This is a genomic window from Streptomyces sp. NPDC005925 (assembly GCF_040638805.1).
Classification (GTDB): Bacteria; Actinomycetota; Actinomycetes; order Streptomycetales; family Streptomycetaceae; genus Streptomyces.
Genome location: NZ_JBEXVL010000033.1, coordinates 40,674 through 61,779 on the forward strand (window position 1 = coordinate 40,674; position 21,106 = coordinate 61,779).

Consider the following 21,106-nt stretch of genomic DNA (forward strand, 5'->3'; position numbering starts at 1 on the left):
CCCCCCGAGGCCCGGGCCGCACGGCGACACGGACACCGCTACCGGGCTCGTACGTGAACATGCCGTGCTCCCTGGAACGTCTGCTCGAGCGGGAGGGATGCGGGTCGCCACAGGCATCCTGTCCGACCGCGGCCCTACGGCGGCGGGTTTCCGTGACGGACCGAGTGAAACGACGTCGGCCGGGCCGGTACCCGCGCGCGAACCCGGGGACACAGGACCGCAGGAGCCTGCCGAGGCCGGCCGGGTAGGGCCGCCTCCGGGCCGCACCTGTCGTCGCTCGCTCATGGACCGGCGCACAGGTCCCTTCACACGCTGCGCGTGCGCCGAGGCGCGCCCCTGGGAAGCGTGAGCGCGGCGGGGCCGCGTGGTCAGGTGACGCGGGAAGAGCGGTGGGAGAGGGTGGGGCGGGGATCCAGGAGGCTGCCGGAGGCGGAGAACGCGGCTGCGCGGAAGCTCTCTTCCCGCATGTCCACTGCGGGGAACTCCTTGCAGGCGGTCTGCGGCTCGGCCGTGGATCCGCCGAACCGGCAGGCCACTCCGGTGAGCCTGATGGTGATGAAGTCCGCGATCTGGCCACCGAACTCGATGGGCCGCCCGCCGATGGTGATGTCCCCGACGCCGAATCCCTTGCCCGGGGGTACCGCGTAGACGGCGCGGACGCGGTGCTCCGCGTCGCCTCTCACATAGGTCCAGTAGCTCTTGGGGTCGGACCCGTCCGGGGTCTCCCAGCCGTCCGTGGACAGGTCGTCGAAGTACAGGCCCACCGGGTCGGCGAGGCTGATGTCGGCCTTCTGGCGGGCCAGGGCGTTGACGCCCGCGCCGATGTGCGGATCGCTGTTCCGCTCGGCGGCGCCGTACTTGCTGCAGGCGATGAGCTCTTGCTCGGTGGCCAGGCCGGCGATGACCCGCCGGATGGTGGCCGCCGCGGCCAGTTCGATCTCGGCGCCCAGGGTGTTGTTCGGCTGGATCAGGTGCATGGCGCCGTGGCTGGTGGAGTTGTTCCATCTGTTGCGCGGCTGGTACTGGCCGCTGGGCGAGAACAGATCCTCCTTGCGCACGTCGGGACTGATGAACTCCCGGTAGAGCGCGAGCACCTTGTCGGGGTTCGTCTGGGCCAGGATCTGCCAGTACTCGGGGCCTTCGCAGGTGAACGTGACCTCGGTGATCTTTCCCGAGACGTCGCGGGTGACGCTCCACTCGCAGTACTCGTCCTGGACGTCACGGCTGGCGTCGGCGCGCTGCCATCGCTGGAGGTCGGAGATGGACGTGATCTTGATGATGCGGGGGAAGGCGGTCCATGCGATCACGGCGCGCTGGACGTCCGCGGCCGTGTCCGTGCCGGTCAGGTTGTAGAACTGCGGCCTCGGGCTGTCGTGCAGGACCTGGCCGGGGTCGGGGCCCGCGACGGCCTCGTCGACCGTGTCGGAGATGAAGGCGTTCCAGGCCTTGCGGCCGAAGTCGTCCAGGTCGTCGAGGTTGCCGGGAGGCCCGTAGGTGTCCAGTCTGGCCATGGCGTTCTCCTTGCTCATGCGGACGGAAGAGGCGGAACCGGGCGGCCGGCAACGCGCTGAGGTCGTGCCGGGCGGGTGGCGGTGGCGGCGTCAGGTCAGTTCCGCGACGGTGGCGTTCTCGCGCATCGCCAGCGGCGGGGCGCCGGGGGGAATGCTGGTGACGGGCAGGGTGAGCTCGAACTCGTTCAGTCTCATGCGGCGGAACTGCCGACGGCGGGACTCGGCCAGCCGGACGTAGTCGTCGTAGCCGTCCTCGGTGCGGAGTCGCTCGGTGACCTTGCGCAGATAGGTGTCCGCCCGCTGCCCGAACGCCGTCGGCCAGGTGTCCTCCGGCACCTTCCAGTGCGCGGCGAAGCGGCTCTCGGGGCTGTCCTCGGGCAGGGTTCGCGCGGCGTCCGAGATGGTCCCGGCGACTTTGCCGCACAACTCCGTCATCTTGGTCGGCGTGGTGGGCACGTACCGCATGAGGAGACTGCGGTCGGGGCTGAAGACCGGGTTGGGGAAGTCCACCATGAGCACGCAGGCGGCGAACCTGGCCGGGACGAGCCCCGTGCGGACCAGTTGCCGGACCACCTCGTTGTCCTCGTGGGCGGCCTCCGGCACCACGAAGGCGAAGAACGTGTCGCCCGGCTGGGAGAACGAACTGTGCCTCTCCTCCAACCGGAAGCCGAACCGGGTCAGACCGGCGACGTACCGGGCGGCCGGCGCCCTGGGCGGGGCGGCCTGCGTGGACAGGCCGAGGTCGTCGAACAGGAGGTCCTGGTTCAGCCAGAAGCCCGTGGGCAGCGTCAGGTCCTGGCTGTCCGCCGTGATGGTGCTGCTTTGCCTGTCGGTGCCGGCGAGGTTGACCGTGGTAGTGGTGAACAGGTGGCGCAGCAGCCGGTCGGGATGGTCCACGACTCCGGTCGCGGTGACCGCGGCCAGGCGGGCCGCCGTCCATCGGGTGACGAGGGATCTGACGGTCAGTTCCAGCCGCTGGGCTCCGATGACTTCCTGGTACAGCGGGTCGTGGCGCAACGGGTCGTCCTCGGCGAGCCGGATCGTGGCCCGCTCGGACTGCCAGTTGATCCAGGGGATTCTCAGCTCCTTCATGACGACGCTGCCGTTGATGTGGCTGTCGAAGCAGCCCTTGCCCCGGGAGTCGGGCTCCAGCGCGTCCCAGGAGTTGCCCGCCCACACCCAGCTGGAATCGAATCGGGTATAGAAGTTGAAGACCCTCACTGCGGGATCCCATGCCGCGACCTGCAGGAATGCCGACTCGGGGTCACCGCCGGCCTGGGTGCTGATCAGAAGGTCGATCTGGCTGTCTCTCACGGCGACCGTGATCGCGTAGCGCATGTCGCGCTCACCGATGGCATCCGGCGGGATCTGTCCGGCCTCGCTGATCAGATAGACCTTGCGTGAGGCTGTGGCCGTCGCGGGCAGCGCGGACAGCAGATCCTGCACAGTGGTCGGAAACCTGCCCGCGCGGAAGAACCCGGCGGCCATGGGGTCGCCCAGCGCCGCCAGCTCGTCGGCACTGACGGGCCGCGCCCGGTCGTCCCGGCCGCTGATCCGGCGGTGGAGCCGTCCCGGCTCCAGCGGGATGCGGCCGGGTCCGCAGCCGCCGTCGGCGATGTCGCGCTCCGACACGGTGTGGCCCGATGGGTCACCCAAGGCAGCCGAGGCGAAGGTGGCGTCGCCTTCCTCGACGGCATTTGTCCCCGTCCAGGCGGTCGCCCGGCGCGACTGCGGGTGGTCGGGCATGGCGCTCCACTCCCGTATATGGACTGTCCGCCGACGGCACGCCACATGCACGCCATACAGGATAACTTGTCACCATTTATGACTATCTATTCCTGCCGCGGACGCGAACCCACTCCGACGGCTCAGCGACGAGGGGGTGCTGCGGTGTGCCTGCTGCCGGGCCGGGCCCGGTCGACCGGCGAGGGTCCGGTGTGCCGCTCGGGCCCGGCGGACCGCCGGTCGATACGGCGGAGCCGGAGCCCCGCTTCGAACCGGGTCGGACTCGCCGCTGGGGTGTACGTCCCGGTCTTCCGCGCCCTCACAGCTGGCGGCGGCCCGGCCGGCGTGGCCCTCGACGCGGTGCGCGACTCACCCGCCCAGGCCCAGGCCCAGGCTCAGTCAGGCTCAGGCTCAGGCTCAGGCTCAGGCTCAGGCTCAGGGAAGGACCTCGAAAATCTGGTCCTCGTTGCTGTCCACGTTGAACAGGAACATGTCGGCATCGAAGGAATCGGTGCTGGCCGTCCATTCGCACCAGCTGAACTCCCGCAACGGCAGGGCCCGGATGATCCCGGAGCCCGGCCACACCTGCCCACCGCCCATGATGAAGTCGCACCACCAGACGCTCACGTCGTCCAGATCACCGCCGTACGGGATCTTCGAGCCGTTCGGCGGGACGTTCCACCAGCCTTCCTTCGTCCAGTCACCACCGTCCGGACAGCCAGGGGTGTACCGCATGATGGCCACCGAAACCGTGAACGGGCACCGGTTCAGATACTGCAGCATCGTGGTCTCCCTCCGGGCCCCGGCTCACTCGGACTCGGTGGCTCGTCCAGGAGCCGGACGCACGCCCTCGCGGCCCTCGCGTTCGAGGAGCACGTCGGGGACCTGAGTCGTCCGGTAGGGCCGACGTACCGTGACATTCGTCCTGCGGCCCCGGGATGTCTCGTCGCTCGGAGCTCCGAGGTCTTCTCTCTTGCTCACCGGCACGGTGAAGCGCTCTTCTTCCGTCATGTCCGTCGTCCTCCGACCTGTGTGTCCAAGGTTCGGGGAGCTCGGAGCAGACGGCCCGCCGCGATCGCGGTGCGACACGGGTGAGCGGCGGACTGCCGCTGGGAACAGGCCCTTTGCCCCATCGTCACGCCGCGCCCGGTGTGACGCAACCGGTGGCCGGGCGGGAACGCCGTCGGTCTGCCGGCCCTCAGTCCGACGGGGCGACGGGTGCTGCGCGGACGGACGGGGTCCGCCCGGCCGTCCGGGTGAACGTACGGTCCGAGCGACGCGGGACGCGCTCCCCGTCCCGCCGCACGACCGCCGGATCAGCCGGTCGTAAGCAACAGGCGCAACGGCCGGGTGGCCGCACCGCCCGGAAGCCCCCGCGACCGAGAGCCAGCACGGCGTCGGTGTCGGCGTCGCGGTACCCGGCGCGCACGGGCCGGGCGGCCTCGGGTGACCGTCCGTGACCTCGGGAACGACGACGCGGCCATCACGTGCCGAGAGACCTCAACTCGGAGTTCGGGCAGGGCGCCTGATGCCGCCTCTCCTGCCCGGCCGGTGGCGCATGTCGTCCTGCCGCGCCGAGCTCCGTCTCACGGCCGGACACCCTCGGCGTTTCCCCCGCGCCCGTCCCCGGGCTGCGGGGGCGGGTCGGGCGCCGGGCCCGTGCTGCCCCGCGGAACGAGTTCCACCGGCAGGACCACGTGGCGCTCCCGATGCGCCTCGGGGTCATGGATCACGCCGTGGGCCAGCTTCGCCGCCTCCTCGCCCATCCGGCGGGCCGGCTGGGCCATCGTGGACAGGTCCCACGGCTCGGCCATCGCATGGCCGTCGAAGCCGAGGATCGACATCCGGTGCGGGACCGGGACGTTGACACCGCGCAGCACCGTGAGAAGCCTGAAGGCGATGTCGTCCGTCTCCGCGAAGATCGCCGTGGGGGGCTCCGCGAGACTGAGCAGCCGCCCCATCGCCGCCTCGAGGCTCGGCCCCTGCCAGCGGGCGACCTGGCAGACGAGGTCGTCGTCCCGGTCGATGCCCGCATCCGCGAGGGCCGAACGGTACCCGTCGAGGCGGGCCCTGCTGCTCCAGCGAAAGCCCGAGGCGTCCGCGGGCTCCAGGTAGGCGATGCGCCGGTGACCGAGGTTGAGCAGGTAACGGGTGCCGCGCTCGGCGGCCTCCACGTCGTCCACGTACACCCCGGCCCTGCCCTGTTCGTGCTGGCTGACGAAGACCAGGGGCATCCCCAGGTCGTCCAGGCGCGCCCGCTCCTCGGGGGAGAGCGCGAAACTGACGACGAGTAGGGCGTCGGCGTTGCGGCGGGCCGGCAGACGGTCGAAGAACTGGGCGCGCTGCTCGGCGGTGGTGACGCTGTAGACCAGCATGTCCAGGCCGGCCGCGTTGAGCGCGGGAGCCATTCCGGCGAGTGTCGCGCCCAGGAACCAGGAATCGAGGTTGGGCACGAGTACGGCGACCCGGCCCGTGCGCCCCGTGACCAGGCTGGAGGCACTGCGCGAGATCGCGAAGGACAGTTCGCGCGCGGCCTTTTCCACGCGTGCCCGGGTCGCGGGGGACACCGTTGGCAGACCGCGCAGGGCGCGTGACACGGTCGAGGGAGACACTCCGGCGCGCTGGGCGACATCGGCCAGTGTCGCCCCTTTCTCAACGGCTTCACCGACCATGTGCGGGACGCTAGCACAGAGGCCACCTCTCCAGGTCAGGCAGTTTGACAGCGCTGTCAAGACTGCCGGGACCCGCCCGGACACTGCCCTGACCGTTGACACACGATCCGGGCGGTCCCTACGGTGACAGCGCTGTCATCCGGCAGTCCGAGAGGGGAGGAGTACGCCATGTCCCTGCACCGCAGAACACTGCTGAGGGGCGCCTCGAGCGCCGCCGCGGCGGGTCTGCTGGCCGGATGCGGAGGAAAGGACCTCGACGACCTGCTCGCGCGGGCCGCGACCGTTCCCCGGAAGCCGGCCCGGCTGACCTGGTGGGTCTCCGAGATCCCCTCACGGCGCGGCGCCGTCGTCGCGGACCTGGTCATCCGTGCCTTCGAGCGACGGCATCCCCGTATCCGGGTCGCCAAAATCAACGCGCTGTCCACCTCGGACGGCAACCGGAGCGCCATCGCCACCCAGCTCGCCGGCGGCTCCCCCCAGCCCGACGTGTACCTGGGCGACACCACGTGGCCCGCGCAGTTCGGTCACTCCGCGCTCGCGCTGCCCGTGGAGACGCTGCTCCCGGGCGGCTTCTGGGACGCCTACCCGGCGGCCCTGCGCACCAGCTCCACGTACCGGGGCAGGGCCTACGCGGTGCCGTTCTTCACCGACAGCGCCTACCTCTTCTACCGCAAGGACCTTCTCGCCAAGCACGGGCTGCGCGTTCCCCGCAGCTGGGAGGAGCTGCTGCACACCTCCCGCACGGTGCAGCGGGCCGGTGACGCCGAGGCCGGGTTCCTGTGGCAGGCGGCGGTGACCGAGTCGCTGACGGCCAACGTCACCGAGTTCCTCGCCGACGCGGGCGCCGCCGTGCTGGACGGGCGGGGCAGGGCCGTACTGGGCGGCGCGGAGGCGGAACGTGCCTTCTCGCTGATGGCCGGGTTCACCGCCCGCGGGGTCACGCCCCGCACCGTGGCCACGTACGAGGAATCGGACGCGCAGGACGCCTTCGTCAACGGGCGCGGGCTGTTCCTGCGCAACTGGTCGTACGCCTGGGTCAACGCGAGCACACCCGCGGTCTCCCGCGTCGCCGGGAAGGTAGGGGCCGCACCGCGTCCGGGCTTCGAGGGCACCGGCCGCTCCGGCGTCTCCTGTGCCGGCGGCTGGAGCAACTTCGTCAACCCCGGTTCCCAGGAGCTGGGCGCCGCCATGGAGTTCGCCCGGTTCTGCGCCGGGGAGGAGGTGCAGCGCCTGCTCGCCCGGGAAGCCGGTGTCATCCCCGCGATGACCTCCGTGCTCGACGGCCCGGAGGCGCGCGCCGCCGGCGACCCGACCGTGTTGCGCGCCGCCGACCTCCGGCTCGTCGCCCGGCCGGTGCAGACCCCGTACTACCCGCAGGTCAGCAAGGCGCTGTACACCCCGGGGAACGCGGTCGTCCGCGGCAGCCTCTCCCCCGCGGACGGCGTCCGCGCCGCGCGGGAGGGGCTGCGTACGGCCCTGGAAGGGAAAGCGCTGTGAGGTCCGTACTGCACACGAAGACGACGGGGACGCCGTCGAAGGACGAGGGCGGCGGCGCGTGCGCCGGGGCCTCGCCGAAGTCGCCCGACGCGCCCCGGGGCTCCACCGATCGCCGGCGCGCCCGCACCGGGTGGCTGTTCGCCTCCCCCGCTCTCCTGGTCATCGCCGCGGTGACGGTCTTCCCCGTCGTCTTCTCGCTGGTGCTGTCGTTCTGCGAGGTCCGGCTCGAGTACGGCGGCCTGCGGTTCGGCTCGCCGACACTCGCTCACTACGAGGCGCTCCTGACGCACCCCGAGTGGTACCGGGCCCTGGCGTTCACGCTGGGCTTCACCGTCGTCTCGGTCTTCTTCGAGCTGGTCCTCGGAACGCTCACGGCGCTCGTCCTGGAGCGGCTCGGCGCCGGACGCGGCTGGATCCTCTCCCTGCTCCTGCTGCCCTGGGCCCTGATCAACGTGATCGCCGCCCAGCTGTGGTCGTACCTGTTCAACGGGACCTACGGCGGGGTGGGTTGGCTGTGCCGGCAGGTGTTCGGCAGCCAGCCCGACCTTCTCGGACAGCCGGTGCCCGCGATGGCGGCGATGGTCGCCGTCGACGTGTGGAAGACGACGCCGTTCGTCGCCATCGTCGTTCTCGCCGGTCTGATGCTTCTCCCGGGTGACGTCTACGAGGCCGCCGAGATCGACGGTGCCACCGCGTGGACCACCTTCTGGAGAGTCACGCTGCCGCAACTGCGGCCCATCGTCGCCATCGCGGTCCTGTTCCGCATCCTCCAGGCGTTCGGGATCTTCGACCTGCCGTTCGTGCTGACCCAGGGCGGCCCGGGCACGGCCACCCAGTCGGTGGCGATCCTCGGGTACCGGATCCTCTTCCAGAACCTCGACTTCGCGGGCGGCGCCGCCGTCGCGGTCACCACCGCTGCCATCGTCCTCGGCTGCTGCCTGCTGTTCCTGCGCGTCTTCCGCGCCCACGTCGACGAAGGGGGCCGGGCATGAGCCGTCACGTCCCGCGCACGGGCCCGCGCCGTTACGTCAACGTCGTCAACCTCGGCGGACTGCTGATCGCCGTGTGCGCCACGCTGCCCCTGATCTGGATGGCGTCCGCCTCCCTGAAGGGGCCCGGCGAGATCAGCGCGACGCCTCCCACCCTGCTGCCGGAGCACCCCACCCTCGGCAACTACGAGACCGCCTTCGACCGCAACGGGATCGGCCACTACTTCCTCAACAGCGTCGTCGTGGCCTGTCTGTCCACCGTGCTGATCCTTTCCCTGGCGTTCTTCGCCGGATACGCCCTCGCCCGGCTGCCGCTGCGCGGGCGCGGGGCCGTCATGACGGCGCTGCTCATGCTGTCGGTCTTCCCGCCGATCGCCCTCCTCGTACCGCTGTTCCTGATGGAGCGCCAGGCCGGGCTGCTCAACAGCTATCCGGGCGTGGTCATCCCGTACGTGGCGCTGAATCTGCCGTTCGCGATCTGGATCATGCGCAACTACCTCAGCGGCATCCCCGGTGAGCTGGAGGAGGCGGCCGTCGTGGACGGCGCCGGCCCCCTGCGGACCGCACTGACGGTGATTCTGCCGCTGGCCCGGCCGGGGCTGTTCACCGCAGGCGTGTTCTCCTTCACCGCGACCTGGTCGGAGTTCCTGCTCGCGCTCACCTTCAACGGCTCGGACGACCGCCGCACCGTCTCCGTCGGCATCGCGCTGTTCACCAGCCAGTACCAGGTCCCGTACGGAGTGATCTTCGCCGGTGCGATGGTGGCCACCGTGCCGATCGCGGTCCTGGTACTGATCTTCCGCCGGTCGGTCGTCTCCGGCATGACCACCGGCGCCGTGAAGGGCTGAGCGGTTCCGCACGAAGCCCTGTTCCCGGGTGACGGCCGTCTCCGGCCGTCCCCTCCGCCTGTCCGTACACCCGTACCCCACCCTGGGCACGCGCCCGAGAGGTTCCCAGATGCCCCACCACGACTCCCCCGCCCCCTCCCCGCACGACGCGGACTGGTGGCGGCAGGCCGTCGTCTACCAGGTCTACCCCCGCAGCTTCGCCGACTCCGACGGCGACGGCATCGGTGACATCCCCGGTGTCACCTCCCGTCTGCCCTACCTCGCCGATCTCGGTGTGGACGCCGTCTGGCTGAGCCCGTTCTATCCCTCGCAGCTCGCCGACGGCGGCTACGACGTCGCCGACCACCGCGACGTCGACCCCCGTCTCGGCACCCTCGACGACTTCGACGCGATGGTCCGCGCGGCGAGCCGGCTCGGTCTGAAGATCGTGGTCGACATCGTCCCCAATCACTCCTCCGACCAGCACGTCTGGTTCCAGGAGGCGCTCGCGGCCGGGCCCGGCTCGGCCGCCCGCGAGCGCTACGTCTTCCGCGACGGGCGGGGCGAGGACGGTGAACTGCCGCCCACCGACTGGCCGTCCAGCTTCGGCGGCCCGGCGTGGACCCGGGTGCCGGACGGCCAGTGGTACCTGCACCTCTACGCCCCGCAGCAGCCCGACTTCAACTGGGACAACCCCGAGGTCCGCGAGGACTTCCACGACACCCTGCGGTTCTGGTCGGACCGGGGCGTCGCCGGTTTCCGCGTCGACGTCGCCCACGGCCTCGCCAAGGACCTGGGCGCGCCGCTGCGCGACCTCGGCGAGCAGCGCAGTTACCAGCCCGACGCCCTGCCGGCCGACGGCAGCCATCCGCTGTGGGACCGCGACGCGGTGCACGAGATCTACCGCGGCTGGCGGCAGGTCTTCGACGCGTACGACCCGCCGCGCTTCGCCGTCGCCGAGGCGTGGGTGCGTTCCTCACGGCGTACGGCCTACGCCTCCGCGGCCGGGCTGGGGCAGGCGTTCAACTTCGATTTCCTCGGCGCGCGGCTCGACGCCGCCGAGATGCACGCCACCATCGACAGCGCGCTCGCCGACGCCCGCCGCGCGGGGGCGACCAGCACCTGGGTGCTCTCCAACCACGACGTGGTGCGTCATGTCGCGCGCTACGCCCTGCCCGGTGACTTCACCAAGCACGACATCGAGGCATGGCTGCTCACCGACGGCCGGGAACCGGCCCCGGACCTGCCGACGGGCGGGTGCAAGGCGCGCGCCGCGGCGCTGCTGATGCTGGCGCTGCCCGGGTCCGCGTACCTCTACCAGGGCGAGGAGCTGGGGCTGCCCGAGGTCGCCGACCTGGACCGCGCGGACCTGCGGGATCCCATGTGGGTCCGCAGCGGCGGACGTGTCAAGGGCCGCGACGGCTGCCGGGTGCCGCTGCCGTGGACCGGCGCCGGGCCGAGCTTCGGGTTCGGCCCCGGTGGCTCGTGGCTGCCGCAGCCCGCCGGCTGGGGCCGGTACGCGGTGGACGCGCAGAGCGGTGACCCGGAGTCCTTCCTGGAGCTGTACCGCGAGGCCCTGCGGCTGCGCCGCACGCTGGTCGCGGACGAGGAGCTGGAATGGGCCGGCCCGCGGGAGGGGACGCGTCAGGGGCTGCTGCACTTCGCCCGCTCCGGCGGCTGGCACACTGCCGGCAACCTCTCCGACGGGCCCGTACCGCTGCCGGGGGGTGAGGTGCTTCTCTCCTCGGGCCCGCTGACCGGCGACGAACTGCCGCCGTGGACCACCGTCTGGCTGCGGACCGGCTCCGCGTCCGACCGCTGAGGCACGGTGTCCGGCCCCTCGTACCGTGAGGTGGGCCGGTGGTGCCGTTCGGCCGGACGCCGCGGGCCGGACGGCCGGACGGCGACTGTCGACCGAGCGGTCACCGCGGGGCCCGCCCGCTCACGGGCGGGCCCCGCGGCGCCAGCGCCCGGGGTCGATGCGGCCCTCGTACAGGGGAAGTTCGAGCGGCGGCCGGTCGTCCGCGAACGGGTCCCACACCCGGGTGAGACCCGCGGTTCCCCGCGTGCGCACCCGCCGGGCCCCGGCGAGGTCGAGCACGTCCGTGAGGACCTCTTCCGGGCCGGGTCCGGCCTCGGCGCGCATGTGCCCCTCGGGGTCCACGACGACGCTGCGCCCGACACCGTCCGGCGCCGCGGCGTTGAGGCTGGCCATGAACACCTGGTTCACGATCGCGTTGGCCCGGGCCAGTACGACCTCCTGTGCGCGGTCGACCGTGGGCGTGCGCACCAGGTTCAGTACGAGGTCGGCGCCCTGCCACGCCAGGTGGCGGGTGGTTTCGGGGAACCATGCGTCGTAGCAGATCGTCAGGCCCACGCGTCCGTGGTCCCCCATGTCGAAGACCACGAAGCTGCTGCCGGCGGCCGTGGTCTCGTAGGGCCGCCAGGGGAAGATCTTGCGGTATTCCGCGACCCGTTCGCCCGCCGGGGAGTAGACGGGCGCCGTGTTGTAGATCCGGCCGTCCGCGCCCCGCTCGTAGACGCTGCCGGGCACGAGCCAGATGTCCAGCTCGCGTGCGAGGGCGGCCAGCCGGGTGCCGCGCGGTCCGTCCAGCGGCTGCGCCGCCTCGGTCATCACCGTCTCGGGGTCCTCTCCGGGCCGGTGGCCGCACAGGTGCAGTTCGGGGTACGCGAGCAGCCGGACACCGGGGTGCGCCGCGGTGACACGGCGTACGTCCGCGGCGAACGCGTCGGGATCGTCGGCGGCGTGGTGCCGTGCGGCCGTCTGGACGAGGCCGATCGACAGGGGGGTCGTCATCGCTGGTGGCCTTCCGCGCTCGGTGGCGTGCCGGGGACGCGGCCGAGCCAATCATCGTGCCGTCCACGGGGACAAGATCCCTTTCTCCAGCGGCATCCACAGGAAAACCCGGGGCCGCACCGGTGCCCGGTCCGGTCCCGGCTTCCGGAACACCGTGGTAGAACGACAATCATCGCGTCCGCGACGGATGCTCCGACTCGATGGGACACGGACAACGTATGACCCTCAACCAGCTGAGGGCCTTCGTCGAGGCGGAGCGGCTCGGGTCGTTCACCGCGGCGGCGCGGGCCATGGACATCGCCCAGGCGTCGGCCTCCGAGCTGGTGCGCCGTCTCGAGGCGGAGCTGGACGCCGAGCTGTTCGTGCGCGGCAGCCGCACGCTGACCCTGACCTCGGCGGGCCACGAGTTGTTGCCGTACGCCCGGCAGGCCCTGGAGGCCGCCGAGAGCGGTACCCGGGCGGTGCGCTCCCTCGGCTCGCTGGGCGGGGGGACCGCCACGTTCGGGGTGCTCCGCAACGCGGACTACTACCTGCTGTCCGACCTCGTGCAGATGTTCCACACCCGGTACCCCTCCGTCCGGGTCCGGCTCGTGGGGCAGAACTCGGCCGAGACGGCGGCGGCCGTGGCGGCGGGACGGATCGAGGCGGGCCTGGTCGTCCTGCCGATCGACGACGAAGGGCTGGTGGTGTCCCCGCTGCTGCGTGACGAGGTGTTCTTCGTCAGCGCGAGCGAGGAACGGACCCGCACCCCGGTGACGATCGAGGAGTTCGCCCGGGCGCCCCTGGTCCTCTACGACGCCCATTACGGGTGGCAGGACCCCACCCGGCGGCAGCTTGCGGAGCGGGCCCAGTTCGCCGGGGTCGGCATCGATCCGCTGATCGAACTGGAACACGTCGAGGCCGCGCTGGGCCTCGTGGCCGCCGGGGTGGGCGACACGATCGCCAGCCGGGCGGTGGTCGCCGGCCCTGCCTTTCCCGCGGGGCTGCGCACCGCCCCGTTCGCCGATCCCCTCTACGACACGATCGCCCTGGTCAGACGGCGTGGGCATCCGCTGTCGCGGGCCACGCGGGAGCTCGCCCGGATCGCCGAGGACACCTTGCGCGAACTCCGTACCGACCTCGGCCTCTGAGGAGGCCCGGCGCCGGCTCGCCGGACTCGGCCACCGCGTCGTCGCGCGGACCGGCGGCGCGTGCGCGCGGCCGGTCCGCCGAGCGAGCGACAGGGAAACCCTGTGGTTCGGTCAGGAATCGCCCCCCTAGTCCTGTGGCAGCGGGCCGTCTAGCGTCCTCTCCATGCAGATCACACCCGTCGAAGCACACGCCCTCCCCCCGTTCCAGTGGCTCAAGAAGCCGGTCGTGGACGGTCCCCCCGCCCAGCGCGACCCCGCGGTGGTGGAGCGCGTCTCGCAGATGCTGCGGGGCATCGAACGCGGGGGCATGGACGCAGTGCGGGCCTACGCCCAGGAGCTGGACGGCTGGTCCGGCGCCCTGGAGATCGAGGCCGCCGAACTGAAGAAGTCGGGGGACGCCCTGCCCCCGGACGTCCGCACCGCGCTGGAGATGGGCTACGAGCGCACCCACCGGTTCGCCGCCGCGCAGCGCGAGCACCTCACGGACTTCGAGACCGAGGTCGCCCCCGGCGTCGTCGCCGGCCAGCGTTACGTTCCCGTCTCCCGCGTCGGCGCGTATCTGCCCGCCGGGCGGTTTCCCCTCCTCGCCAGCGCCTTCATGACGGTGAACGTGGCGAAGACGGCCGGGGTCCCGACCGTGCTGGCGTGCACTCCCCCGTCGGGCGAGCACGGCGCGCACCCGGCCGTGCTGTACGGCGCCCACCTGTCGCGGGCCGACCGGGTGTTCGCGCTCGGCGGTGTCCAGGCGCTCGGAGCGATGGCCTTCGGTCTGCTCGACGAGGCCCCGGTCGACATGCTGGTCGGCGCGGGCAACGCGTTCGTCACCGAGGCGAAGCGGCAGCTGTTCGGCCGGGTCGGCATCGACCTGCTGGCCGGTCCTTCCGAGGTCGCCGTCATCGCCGACGACAGCGCCGACCCGGTGTGGGTCGCGGCGGACCTGCTGGGCCAGGCCGAGCACGGGCCCAACTCCCCCGCCGCCCTGATCACCACGTCCGAGAGGCAGGGGCGCGAGGTGATCGCGGAGATCGAGCGCCGGCTGCAGTCCCTGGCCACCCGGGACATCGCGGGCCCGGCGTGGCGCGACTTCGGTTCCGTCGTCGTGGTGGACGACCGGGCCGGCGCGGTCGCCGTGGCCGATGTGATGGCTCCCGAGCACCTGGAGATCCAGACCGGGGACGACGACTACTACCTGGAGAACCTCTCCAACTACGGCTCGCTGTTCATCGGGTCGTGGTCGACGGTCGCCTACTCCGACAAGGGCATCGCCGGCACCAACCACGTGCTGCCCACGGGCAAGACCGCCCGCTACAACGCGGGGCTCTCCGTCTCCCGGTTCCTGAAGCCGCTGACGTACCAGCGCGCGGCGAAGGAGGGGACCGCGTTCCTGGCACCCGCCGTCGAGCGCGTCTCGGCGTTCGAGGGGCTGGCGGCCCACGGCGTCACGGCGACGCTCCGCATCGACCGGATCGGACGGACGTCCGGCGCGTTCGACGACATCCCGCCCGCTCTGCGCGACCGGCTCTGATCCCCCGCGTGCCGCAGTGCCGCGGGCGGCGGCGCGTGTTCGCCGGTCGCCCGGCACACCGCTCCTCCGGTCGGCTCGTTCCGGGCACCCCGGCCCGCCGGCGGTCCGCCCCGCCCGTGCCTCCGTCGGCGCGGGCCGTCGGCCGCCCCGGTCGTGCGGCGGCGGCCGGCGGGCCGGGGCCGCACCGGCTCTCCCGCCCCGGGACACGTGGCGGACGCCGGAGCCGACGGCGCCCGGGCCGTGACGGGTCAGCGGGCGTGGGCGTGGGTGGCACGGGGGACGAACTCGGTCGGCAGGACCAGGCGTTCTCCGGCCGGGTCGACGTCCTTGGCGATCCGCCGGACCAGCAGGCGCGCGGCCTGTCGCGACAGCTCCCGCAGGTCGTGCCGGACGGTGGTGAGCCGGAACACCTCCCAGGCGGCCATCGGGAGGTCGTCGAAGCCGATGACGGTGAGGTCGTCGGGGACCTTGACACCGGCCGCGACGGCCGCGTTCAGGACACCGATGGCGACGACGTCGTTGCCGCAGAACACCGCCGTGGGTGCCTCGCCCGTCCGGAGCAGGGCGGGAAGCGCCCGGTAGCCGGTGTCGTACTCGAACGGTCCGCGCACCACCCGGTCCTCCGGCAGCCCCACGCCCGCTTCGGCGAGAGCCAGCCGGAAGCCCATTTCGCGCTCGCGCCCCGTGGTGGTGTTGGCCGCGCCGAAGACTCCGGCGACGCGTCGGTGCCCGAGGGCCACGAGTTCCCGGGCGACGAGCCGTCCGCCGCCCTCGTTGTCGACGACGGAGGCGAAGTCGCCGGCCCGGCCCGTGTCGCGGTTGAGGAAGACGTAGGGCATGCCGCGGTGCTCGAGCTGGGCGGGCAGCCGGGAGTCGGTGGTGGCGGTCGCGAGGACGACGCCGTCCATCGACTGATCGAGCAGCCTCTCCTCGGCGACCGCCTCGTCGGACCGCTCCGTGATCAGCATCATGCGGTAGCCGAGGCTGCTCAGCTCGTCGTGGAGCGGGGCGACGACGTGCGGGTAGAACGGGTTCGTCAGGTCGGTGACGATGACGCCGACCCGCCGTGTGGCACGTGTCGAGAGGGTGCGTCCGGCCTCGCTCGGCACGTAGTCCAGCGCCTGGGCGGCGCGCCTGACCTTCTCGCGGGTGGCCTGGGACACGCGGGGGTCGTCGCGCAGCGCGCGGGAGACGGTGGGCTGCGACACACCGGCCAGTCTGGCCACGTCGTGACTGGTGATCCCCATCGGCTCTCTCCTCGTCCCCGCGGCGCCACCCGATGGTGCACCCCACAGCAGTATACGTATGCCGAATTGCGGGCCGTCGACCGCGCGCACACTGCCCGCTCCACCACTGCGGCAGCCGATTCGCCCATAACGAGCTTGGCCGCCCCCCTTGACATCCCGCCGTCCGGAGCCTGTCATGGAATACATACGTATTCATGAGCAAGGAGCTGTCATGTCCGATGCCGTCGTCACCCCCAGCGAGCTGGCCCGCCGTACGGTGCGGCGCAGCGACTTCGTCTCCTGCAACCAGGCCTTCATCGACTGCCGTACGCCCGGTTCGGACCGCAAGGAGAACTACGCGATGATCGGGCCGGGCGTCTCGCAGGCCGCCGGCCAGCACGTCAATCTCCGGCTGCCGCACGGCTACAACATCGGCGCCGCCGCCATGCCGCACGGCATCACCAACAACCTGCACCTCCACTACACGGCCGAGGTGTTCATCTGCACCGAGGGCGAGTACCTGCTGCGCTGGGGTGTCGACGGCACCGAGGGCGAGCTCACGCTCAGGGCCGGTGACATCGCCTCCGTCCCGACCTGGATCTTCCGCGGATTCACCAACACGGGCCCGGACGACGGCTGGCTGTTCACCGTGCTGGGCATGGACGACACCGGCGGCATCATCTGGGGCCCGTCGGTCCTGCGGGAGGCGCGGAAGCACGGCCTGTACCTCACCGCCGGCAACGAGCTCGTCGACACCGTCGCCGGCGACACCCTGCCGCCGGAGACCGAGCTCGTCAGCCCCCTCGCCCAGGAGCACATCGACCGACTGCGCCGCTACACCCCCGAGGAGATGAGGCGCCGCATCGCCGCCGCCGACGAACTGGTGTTCTCCGAGCACCCCTTCCTCGACAGCACCCTCCCCGGCGGCGGCGCCCGTCTGAGCTGCGTCATCGGCTACGGCATGACCGAGGACCCGCACCAGGAGCCCCGCGTCTTCAATCCGCACGGGCACAACGTCGCCTGGCTCCGCGCCGACCCCGGGCAGGGCATCTCACCGCACCGTCAGCACGAGACCCAGACCCTCATCGTGAAGGACGGCCTGTGGGAGATCACCCTCAACCGCACCGACCCCCTCTCGGTGCGTCTCGGTCCCCGGGACATGCTGTCCGTCCCGCAGGACGCCTGGCGCACCGTACGCAACGTCGGCGACGAGCGGGGCGACCTCCTCGTGGTCAACTCCGGTGACGGACGGGTCCGTCTGGAGTGGGACGACGAGGTCCTCAAGAGCGCGGCGGACGCGGGCCTGGGCATCGACCCCAACGGGTACGTCGCCCCGTACGCGCTGCTGCCCCGCGCCGCACGCTCCTGGTGACCGGCGTGCCGAACGAGGACACGGCCGGTGCGCTGCCGCTCGTCGTCGTGCCCGGAATGCTCTGCGACGCCGGCCTGTGGCGCGACGTCGAATTCCCCGACGGCCACGACGTCCACCACGTCCCGCTGCGGCGAGCGGCCCTCGGCGCGCTCGCCGACGATGTGCTCGCCACGGTGGCGGGCCCGTTCGTGCTCGTCGGGCTGAGTCTGGGGGCCATCGTCGGCTTCGAGGTGCTGCGCCGCGCGCCCCGGCGCGTCGCGGGCCTGTGCGTGATGGCGGCCAACGCGGGCGCGCCGCGCCCCGAGCAGTACGCGGCCTGGCGGGAGATGGACGAGCTGATCGCCGCCGGCCGGTTCACGGACGTCGTCGAGCGGACGCTGCCGGACATGTTCCCCGACCGGTGCCCGACGCCCGGGGGCGCACGGCGCTACCGCGCCATGGCGCACGCCGTCGGCGCCACCGCCGCCCGCGCCCAGCTCGCCGCGCAGGCGACCCGCACGGACGCGGTCGGCGTGCTGCGGACGGCCCGCTGCCCCACCGTCGTCCTGGCCGGAGCGCGCGACACGCTGTGCCCGCCCGCCTTCCACCGGGCGATCGCGGACGCGGTCCCCGGAGCCGTCCTGACGCTGCTGCCCGACGCGGGACACCTGCTGCCGTGGCAACGGCCCGAGGCGGTGACGGCCGCTCTGCGCGGACTGGTCGCGGCCGCCGTCCGCACGACACCCGCGAGCACCGCGGACACCACCCCCTGAACGTCTCCCGCACACAGCCCCTGCCCACTCACCCGCACTGAAAGAGAGCCGTCATGCCCCTACACCTCAAGTCCCCCGTGCCCGCCGCGCACGTGACCGCGGCCCGGGCCGATGTCGCCGAGCGCGTCCACGTCATCCTCGACGACATCCGCCGACGCGGCGACGAGGCGGTCCGCCAATACTCCGAGAAGTTCGACAACTGGAGCCCCGAGTCGTTCCGCCTGACCCCCGACGAGATCCAGCGGATCGTTTCCCAGGTGCCCGGGACCGTCCTGGACGACATCCGCTTCGTGCAGCAGCAGGTCCGCACCTTCGCCCAGGCCCAGCGTGACGCCCTCGGTGACGTCGAGATCGAGACACTGCCCGGCGTCCGCCTCGGCCACCGGCACATTCCCGTGTCCGGCGCCGGCGCGTACGTGCCCGGCGGCCGCTACCCGCTGACCGCGTCGGCCCACATGACGATCGTGACCGCCAAGGTGGCGGGCGTCCCCCGCGTCGCCGCCTGCACCCCTCCCATCCGGGGCGAGGTCCCCGCCGCGACGGTCGCGGCTATGCACCTCGCGGGCGCCGACGAGATCTACCTGCTGGGCGGCGTCCAGGCCGTCGCGGCGCTGGCCCTGGGGACCGAGACCATCGGGCGCGTCCCGATGCTCGCGGGCCCGGGCAACGCGTACGTGGCGGAGGCAAAGCGGCAGTTGTTCGGCGAGGTCGGCATCGACCTGTTCGCCGGGCCGACCGAGATCCTGGTGGTCGCCGACGAGCACGCCGACCCGTTCGTGGTGGCCGTCGACCTGCTGTCCCAGGCGGAGCACGGCCCGGACTCCCCCGCCGTGCTGGTCACCACCTCCGAAGAGCTGGGCCGCGAGGTGGAGCGGCACATCGAGCGCCTGCTGCCCGGCATGCCCACCCGGGACTTCGCCGCACCGGCCTGGCGCGACCACGGCGAGATCGTGGTGGCGGACACCCTCGACGAGGCCTTCGTGATCGCCGACTCCTACGCCAGCGAGCACGTGGAGGTGCTGACCGAGAACCCGCGGCAGGCCCTCGCGAAGATGCGGGACTACGGCGCGCTCTTCCTCGGCGAGGGCACCTGCGTCTCCTACGGCGACAAGGTCATCGGCACCAATCACGTCCTGCCCACCCGTGGCGCCGCCCGCTACACCGGTGGCCTGTGGGTCGGCAAGTACCTCAAGACGGTGACGTACCAGGAGGTCACCGACACCGCGTCCTCCGCGCTGCTCGGCGAGGTGTGCGGCCGGGCCGCGCGCGTCGAGCTCTTCGAGGGCCACGCCCGGTCCGGTGACGTCCGCGCCGCCAAGTACGGCAAGGGCACCCTGCCGTGGAACGAGGAGGGAGCGGTATGAGCGGCCGCACCGCACCGCTGGCCGGCCGCACCGCGGTCGTCACCGGGGGAGGCAGTGGCCTCGGCCGGGCCATCACACGCTCCCTGCTCGCCGACGGCGCCCGGGTGGTGATCACGGGCCGCGACGAGGCCACGCTCGAACAGACCGCCTCACGGCTCGGCCCGCGGGTCTCGCACCGCGTCTGCGACGTCTCCCGCCCCGGAGACGTGGACGAGCTCGCCCGGAGTCTGGCCGGTGAGGAGATATCGGTCCTGGTCAACAATGCCGGGATCGCCGGACCGGTGGCCCCGCTGACCGAGATCACCCCGCAGGACTGGGACGAGGTCTTCGACGTGAACGTGCGCGGGGTGTTCCTGATGTGCCGGGCCTTCCTGCCCGCCATGACGGGGCGCGGTGCGGGCGACATCGTCAACATCGCCTCGGTGTCGGGCAAGCGCCCGCTGCTGCGACGCACCCCGTACTGCGCGTCGAAGATGGCGGTCATCGGCCTCACGGCCACCCTGGCCGGCGAGGTCGGACCGCTGGGCGTCACGGTCAACTCCCTCTCCCCCGGACCTGTCGAGGGCCCGCGCATGGAGCGCAACTTCCGTCTGGAGGCGGAGCGCACGGGCAGCACCTACGCACAGGCCGAGCAGGCGTTCGTGGCACGCTCCGCCCTGGGGCGGATGGTCACCGAGGACGAGGTGGGGGAGGCCGTCAGCGCGATGCTGCGCATGCGTGGACTGTGCGGGGCCGACATCGACCTCTCCGCGGGGATGGTGGCACGGTGACGGGGCGGAGCACACCGCACCGCAGCCTCAAACAGCGTCTGGTGGACGGCGAGCAGTTGCGGGGTGCCCTGCTGCGGCTCCCCTCGGAGACGCTGGTGGAGATGGCGGGCGTCGCGGGACTGGACTGTGTCGTCATCGACTGCGAGCACGGGCCGGCCGACACGGCGCTGCTCCAGCACCACCTCACGGCTGCGGCGGCGCACGGGATCGACGTCCTGGTGCGCGTGGGTTCCGCCGAGCCGGCGCTCGCGCTGCGCTGCCTCGACCTGGGCGCCGCCGGGCTGATCCACCCGCACGTGAACAGCCGCGAGGACGCCCGGCGGGCGGTGGCCGCCAGCCACTACCCGCCGTGGGGGGAGCGGGGCTTCGCCACCTACAGCAGAGCGGGCCGGTTCGGCACGGTCACGGCGGCCGACCATGTGGCCGCGTCCCGTGAAACCCTGGTCGTGACGATGCTCGAGACGCGGCGCGCCTGCGACGACGCCGACGCCATCGCGGGCACCGACGGCGTGGACGCGGTCCTGGTGGGGCCCGCCGACCTGGCCGCGGACTGCGGCTTCCCGGAGCCCGGCGTCGTCGACGGGCTGACGGCCCGGGCACATCGCGCGGCGCGGGCCAACGAACGCGCGGTCATGACGATCGTGCCGAGCCTCGACGCCGCCAGGGCCGCCGAACGCCAGGGGGCTCAGCTGATCGTCTACAACATGGCCCACGTGCTCGTGGACACCCTGCGTTCCCTGGCCGCGTCCGGGAGGGCGAACGGGGCCGAAGACCCCGCCTGACCGGCCGCCGGAAGGCCGCCCTGCGCGGCGCCCCGCCCACCGGCGCGGGGCGCCGGGCACCCCCGCGCGACGCGGCGGCCGAGCGCTCGGCCGCCGCCTTCCGAGGCTGTTCCGTCCTCCCGCGCCGAACCCTTGACGCCCCCATG

General features: G+C 72.3%; 17 protein-coding genes. 11 read left to right on the plus strand and 6 right to left on the minus strand.

What is annotated here, in order from left to right:
- Positions 1 to 368: 368 nt before the first annotated feature.
- The 4 genes from ABZ354_RS25925 to ABZ354_RS25940 form a co-directional block, all read right to left on the minus strand.
- Positions 369 to 1,511: a hypothetical protein gene (locus ABZ354_RS25925; protein ID WP_358660632.1), complete on the minus strand. Its 1,143-nt coding sequence runs from the start codon at positions 1,509 to 1,511 to the stop codon at positions 369 to 371.
- Between the two features lie 90 nt (positions 1,512 to 1,601).
- Positions 1,602 to 3,257 carry a hypothetical protein gene (locus tag ABZ354_RS25930; protein ID WP_358660634.1) on the minus strand — a complete coding sequence of 552 codons (1,656 nt, stop codon included), beginning with the start codon at positions 3,255 to 3,257 and terminating at the stop codon, positions 1,602 to 1,604.
- Positions 3,258 to 3,671: 414 nt separating this feature from the next.
- Positions 3,672 to 4,019, minus strand: coding sequence for a DUF1036 domain-containing protein (locus ABZ354_RS25935; protein WP_358660636.1), 348 nt, complete (start codon positions 4,017 to 4,019; stop codon positions 3,672 to 3,674).
- 803 nt (positions 4,020 to 4,822) lie between these two features.
- Positions 4,823 to 5,908, minus strand: a complete 1,086-nt coding sequence (locus ABZ354_RS25940; RefSeq protein ID WP_358660638.1) for a LacI family DNA-binding transcriptional regulator — start codon at positions 5,906 to 5,908, stop codon at positions 4,823 to 4,825.
- 168 nt (positions 5,909 to 6,076) lie between these two features.
- On the opposite strand from ABZ354_RS25940, the gene ABZ354_RS25945 reads away from it, so the two are divergent.
- The 4 genes from ABZ354_RS25945 to ABZ354_RS25960 all read left to right on the plus strand — a co-directional run bounded on the left by ABZ354_RS25945 (position 6,077) and on the right by ABZ354_RS25960 (position 11,043).
- Positions 6,077 to 7,405, plus strand: a complete 1,329-nt coding sequence (locus tag ABZ354_RS25945) for an extracellular solute-binding protein (RefSeq protein WP_358660640.1) — start codon at positions 6,077 to 6,079, stop codon at positions 7,403 to 7,405.
- Complete coding sequence (locus tag ABZ354_RS25950) at positions 7,402 to 8,397, plus strand: sugar ABC transporter permease (protein WP_358660641.1); 996 nt, start codon at positions 7,402 to 7,404, stop codon at positions 8,395 to 8,397. Before ABZ354_RS25945 ends, ABZ354_RS25950 begins: the two co-directional genes overlap by 4 nt.
- On the plus strand, positions 8,394 to 9,242 hold the full coding sequence (locus ABZ354_RS25955; protein WP_358660643.1) for a carbohydrate ABC transporter permease: 849 nt from the start codon (positions 8,394 to 8,396) through the stop codon (positions 9,240 to 9,242). The genes ABZ354_RS25950 and ABZ354_RS25955 overlap by 4 nt, the downstream gene beginning before the upstream one ends.
- Before the next feature lie 109 nt (positions 9,243 to 9,351).
- Positions 9,352 to 11,043, plus strand: coding sequence for a glycoside hydrolase family 13 protein (locus tag ABZ354_RS25960; RefSeq protein ID WP_358660645.1), 1,692 nt, complete (start codon positions 9,352 to 9,354; stop codon positions 11,041 to 11,043).
- A 120-nt stretch (positions 11,044 to 11,163) separates the two neighbouring features.
- Here ABZ354_RS25960 and ABZ354_RS25965 read toward each other — a convergent pair whose 3' ends face one another.
- Positions 11,164 to 12,039, minus strand: coding sequence for a carbon-nitrogen hydrolase family protein (locus ABZ354_RS25965; protein WP_358660647.1), 876 nt, complete (start codon positions 12,037 to 12,039; stop codon positions 11,164 to 11,166).
- 218 nt (positions 12,040 to 12,257) lie between these two features.
- On the opposite strand from ABZ354_RS25965, the gene ABZ354_RS25970 reads away from it, so the two are divergent.
- Both ABZ354_RS25970 and hisD (ABZ354_RS25975) read left to right on the plus strand, forming a co-directional pair.
- Entirely contained in the window at positions 12,258 to 13,169 is a 912-nt protein-coding gene (locus tag ABZ354_RS25970) for a LysR family transcriptional regulator (protein WP_358660649.1), read from the plus strand.
- Between the two features lie 163 nt (positions 13,170 to 13,332).
- Complete coding sequence (gene hisD, locus ABZ354_RS25975) at positions 13,333 to 14,694, plus strand: histidinol dehydrogenase (protein ID WP_358660651.1); 1,362 nt, start codon at positions 13,333 to 13,335, stop codon at positions 14,692 to 14,694.
- A gap of 248 nt (positions 14,695 to 14,942) precedes the next feature.
- On the opposite strand, the gene ABZ354_RS25980 is transcribed toward hisD (ABZ354_RS25975), so the two are convergent.
- The gene (locus ABZ354_RS25980) at positions 14,943 to 15,941 is read right to left on the minus strand and encodes a LacI family DNA-binding transcriptional regulator (RefSeq protein ID WP_358660652.1); all 999 of its coding nucleotides are present in this window, start codon (positions 15,939 to 15,941) and stop codon (positions 14,943 to 14,945) included.
- A 211-nt stretch (positions 15,942 to 16,152) separates the two neighbouring features.
- On the opposite strand from ABZ354_RS25980, the gene ABZ354_RS25985 reads away from it, so the two are divergent.
- The 5 genes from ABZ354_RS25985 to ABZ354_RS26005 are packed head-to-tail and all read left to right on the plus strand — an operon-like array spanning position 16,153 to position 20,960.
- A complete protein-coding gene (locus ABZ354_RS25985; RefSeq protein WP_358660654.1) occupies positions 16,153 to 17,292 on the plus strand; it encodes a cupin domain-containing protein in 1,140 nt (379 codons plus the stop codon).
- Between the two features lie 5 nt (positions 17,293 to 17,297).
- The gene (locus tag ABZ354_RS25990; RefSeq protein WP_358660656.1) at positions 17,298 to 18,044 is read left to right on the plus strand and encodes an alpha/beta fold hydrolase; all 747 of its coding nucleotides are present in this window, start codon (positions 17,298 to 17,300) and stop codon (positions 18,042 to 18,044) included.
- Positions 18,045 to 18,097: 53 nt separating this feature from the next.
- Positions 18,098 to 19,408 carry a histidinol dehydrogenase gene (hisD, locus tag ABZ354_RS25995; protein WP_358660658.1) on the plus strand — a complete coding sequence of 437 codons (1,311 nt, stop codon included), beginning with the start codon at positions 18,098 to 18,100 and terminating at the stop codon, positions 19,406 to 19,408.
- Positions 19,405 to 20,178 (plus strand): SDR family oxidoreductase, encoded by a 774-nt coding sequence (locus tag ABZ354_RS26000; protein WP_358660660.1) that lies wholly within the window; start codon positions 19,405 to 19,407, stop codon positions 20,176 to 20,178. Before hisD (ABZ354_RS25995) ends, ABZ354_RS26000 begins: the two co-directional genes overlap by 4 nt.
- Positions 20,175 to 20,960: an aldolase/citrate lyase family protein gene (locus ABZ354_RS26005; RefSeq protein WP_358660662.1), complete on the plus strand. Its 786-nt coding sequence runs from the start codon at positions 20,175 to 20,177 to the stop codon at positions 20,958 to 20,960. The genes ABZ354_RS26000 and ABZ354_RS26005 overlap by 4 nt, the downstream gene beginning before the upstream one ends.
- The last annotated feature ends 146 nt before the right edge of the window (positions 20,961 to 21,106 follow it).

Coding starts and splice junctions, on each gene's coding strand:
- ABZ354_RS25945 (WP_358660640.1), top strand. CDS start 6,077: ATGTCCCTGCACCGCAGAACACTGCTGAGGGGCGCCTCGAGCGCCGCC.
- ABZ354_RS25930 (WP_358660634.1), bottom strand. CDS start 3,257: ATGCCCGACCACCCGCAGTCGCGCCGGGCGACCGCCTGGACGGGGACA.
- hisD (WP_358660651.1), top strand. CDS start 13,333: ATGCAGATCACACCCGTCGAAGCACACGCCCTCCCCCCGTTCCAGTGG.
- ABZ354_RS25925 (WP_358660632.1), bottom strand. CDS start 1,511: ATGGCCAGACTGGACACCTACGGGCCTCCCGGCAACCTCGACGACCTG.
- hisD (WP_358660658.1), top strand. CDS start 18,098: ATGCCCCTACACCTCAAGTCCCCCGTGCCCGCCGCGCACGTGACCGCG.
- ABZ354_RS25970 (WP_358660649.1), top strand. CDS start 12,258: ATGACCCTCAACCAGCTGAGGGCCTTCGTCGAGGCGGAGCGGCTCGGG.
- ABZ354_RS25935 (WP_358660636.1), bottom strand. CDS start 4,019: ATGCTGCAGTATCTGAACCGGTGCCCGTTCACGGTTTCGGTGGCCATC.
- ABZ354_RS25940 (WP_358660638.1), bottom strand. CDS start 5,908: ATGGTCGGTGAAGCCGTTGAGAAAGGGGCGACACTGGCCGATGTCGCC.
- ABZ354_RS25955 (WP_358660643.1), top strand. CDS start 8,394: ATGAGCCGTCACGTCCCGCGCACGGGCCCGCGCCGTTACGTCAACGTC.
- ABZ354_RS25985 (WP_358660654.1), top strand. CDS start 16,153: ATGTCCGATGCCGTCGTCACCCCCAGCGAGCTGGCCCGCCGTACGGTG.
- ABZ354_RS26000 (WP_358660660.1), top strand. CDS start 19,405: ATGAGCGGCCGCACCGCACCGCTGGCCGGCCGCACCGCGGTCGTCACC.
- ABZ354_RS25980 (WP_358660652.1), bottom strand. CDS start 15,941: ATGGGGATCACCAGTCACGACGTGGCCAGACTGGCCGGTGTGTCGCAG.
- ABZ354_RS25960 (WP_358660645.1), top strand. CDS start 9,352: ATGCCCCACCACGACTCCCCCGCCCCCTCCCCGCACGACGCGGACTGG.
- ABZ354_RS25965 (WP_358660647.1), bottom strand. CDS start 12,039: ATGACGACCCCCCTGTCGATCGGCCTCGTCCAGACGGCCGCACGGCAC.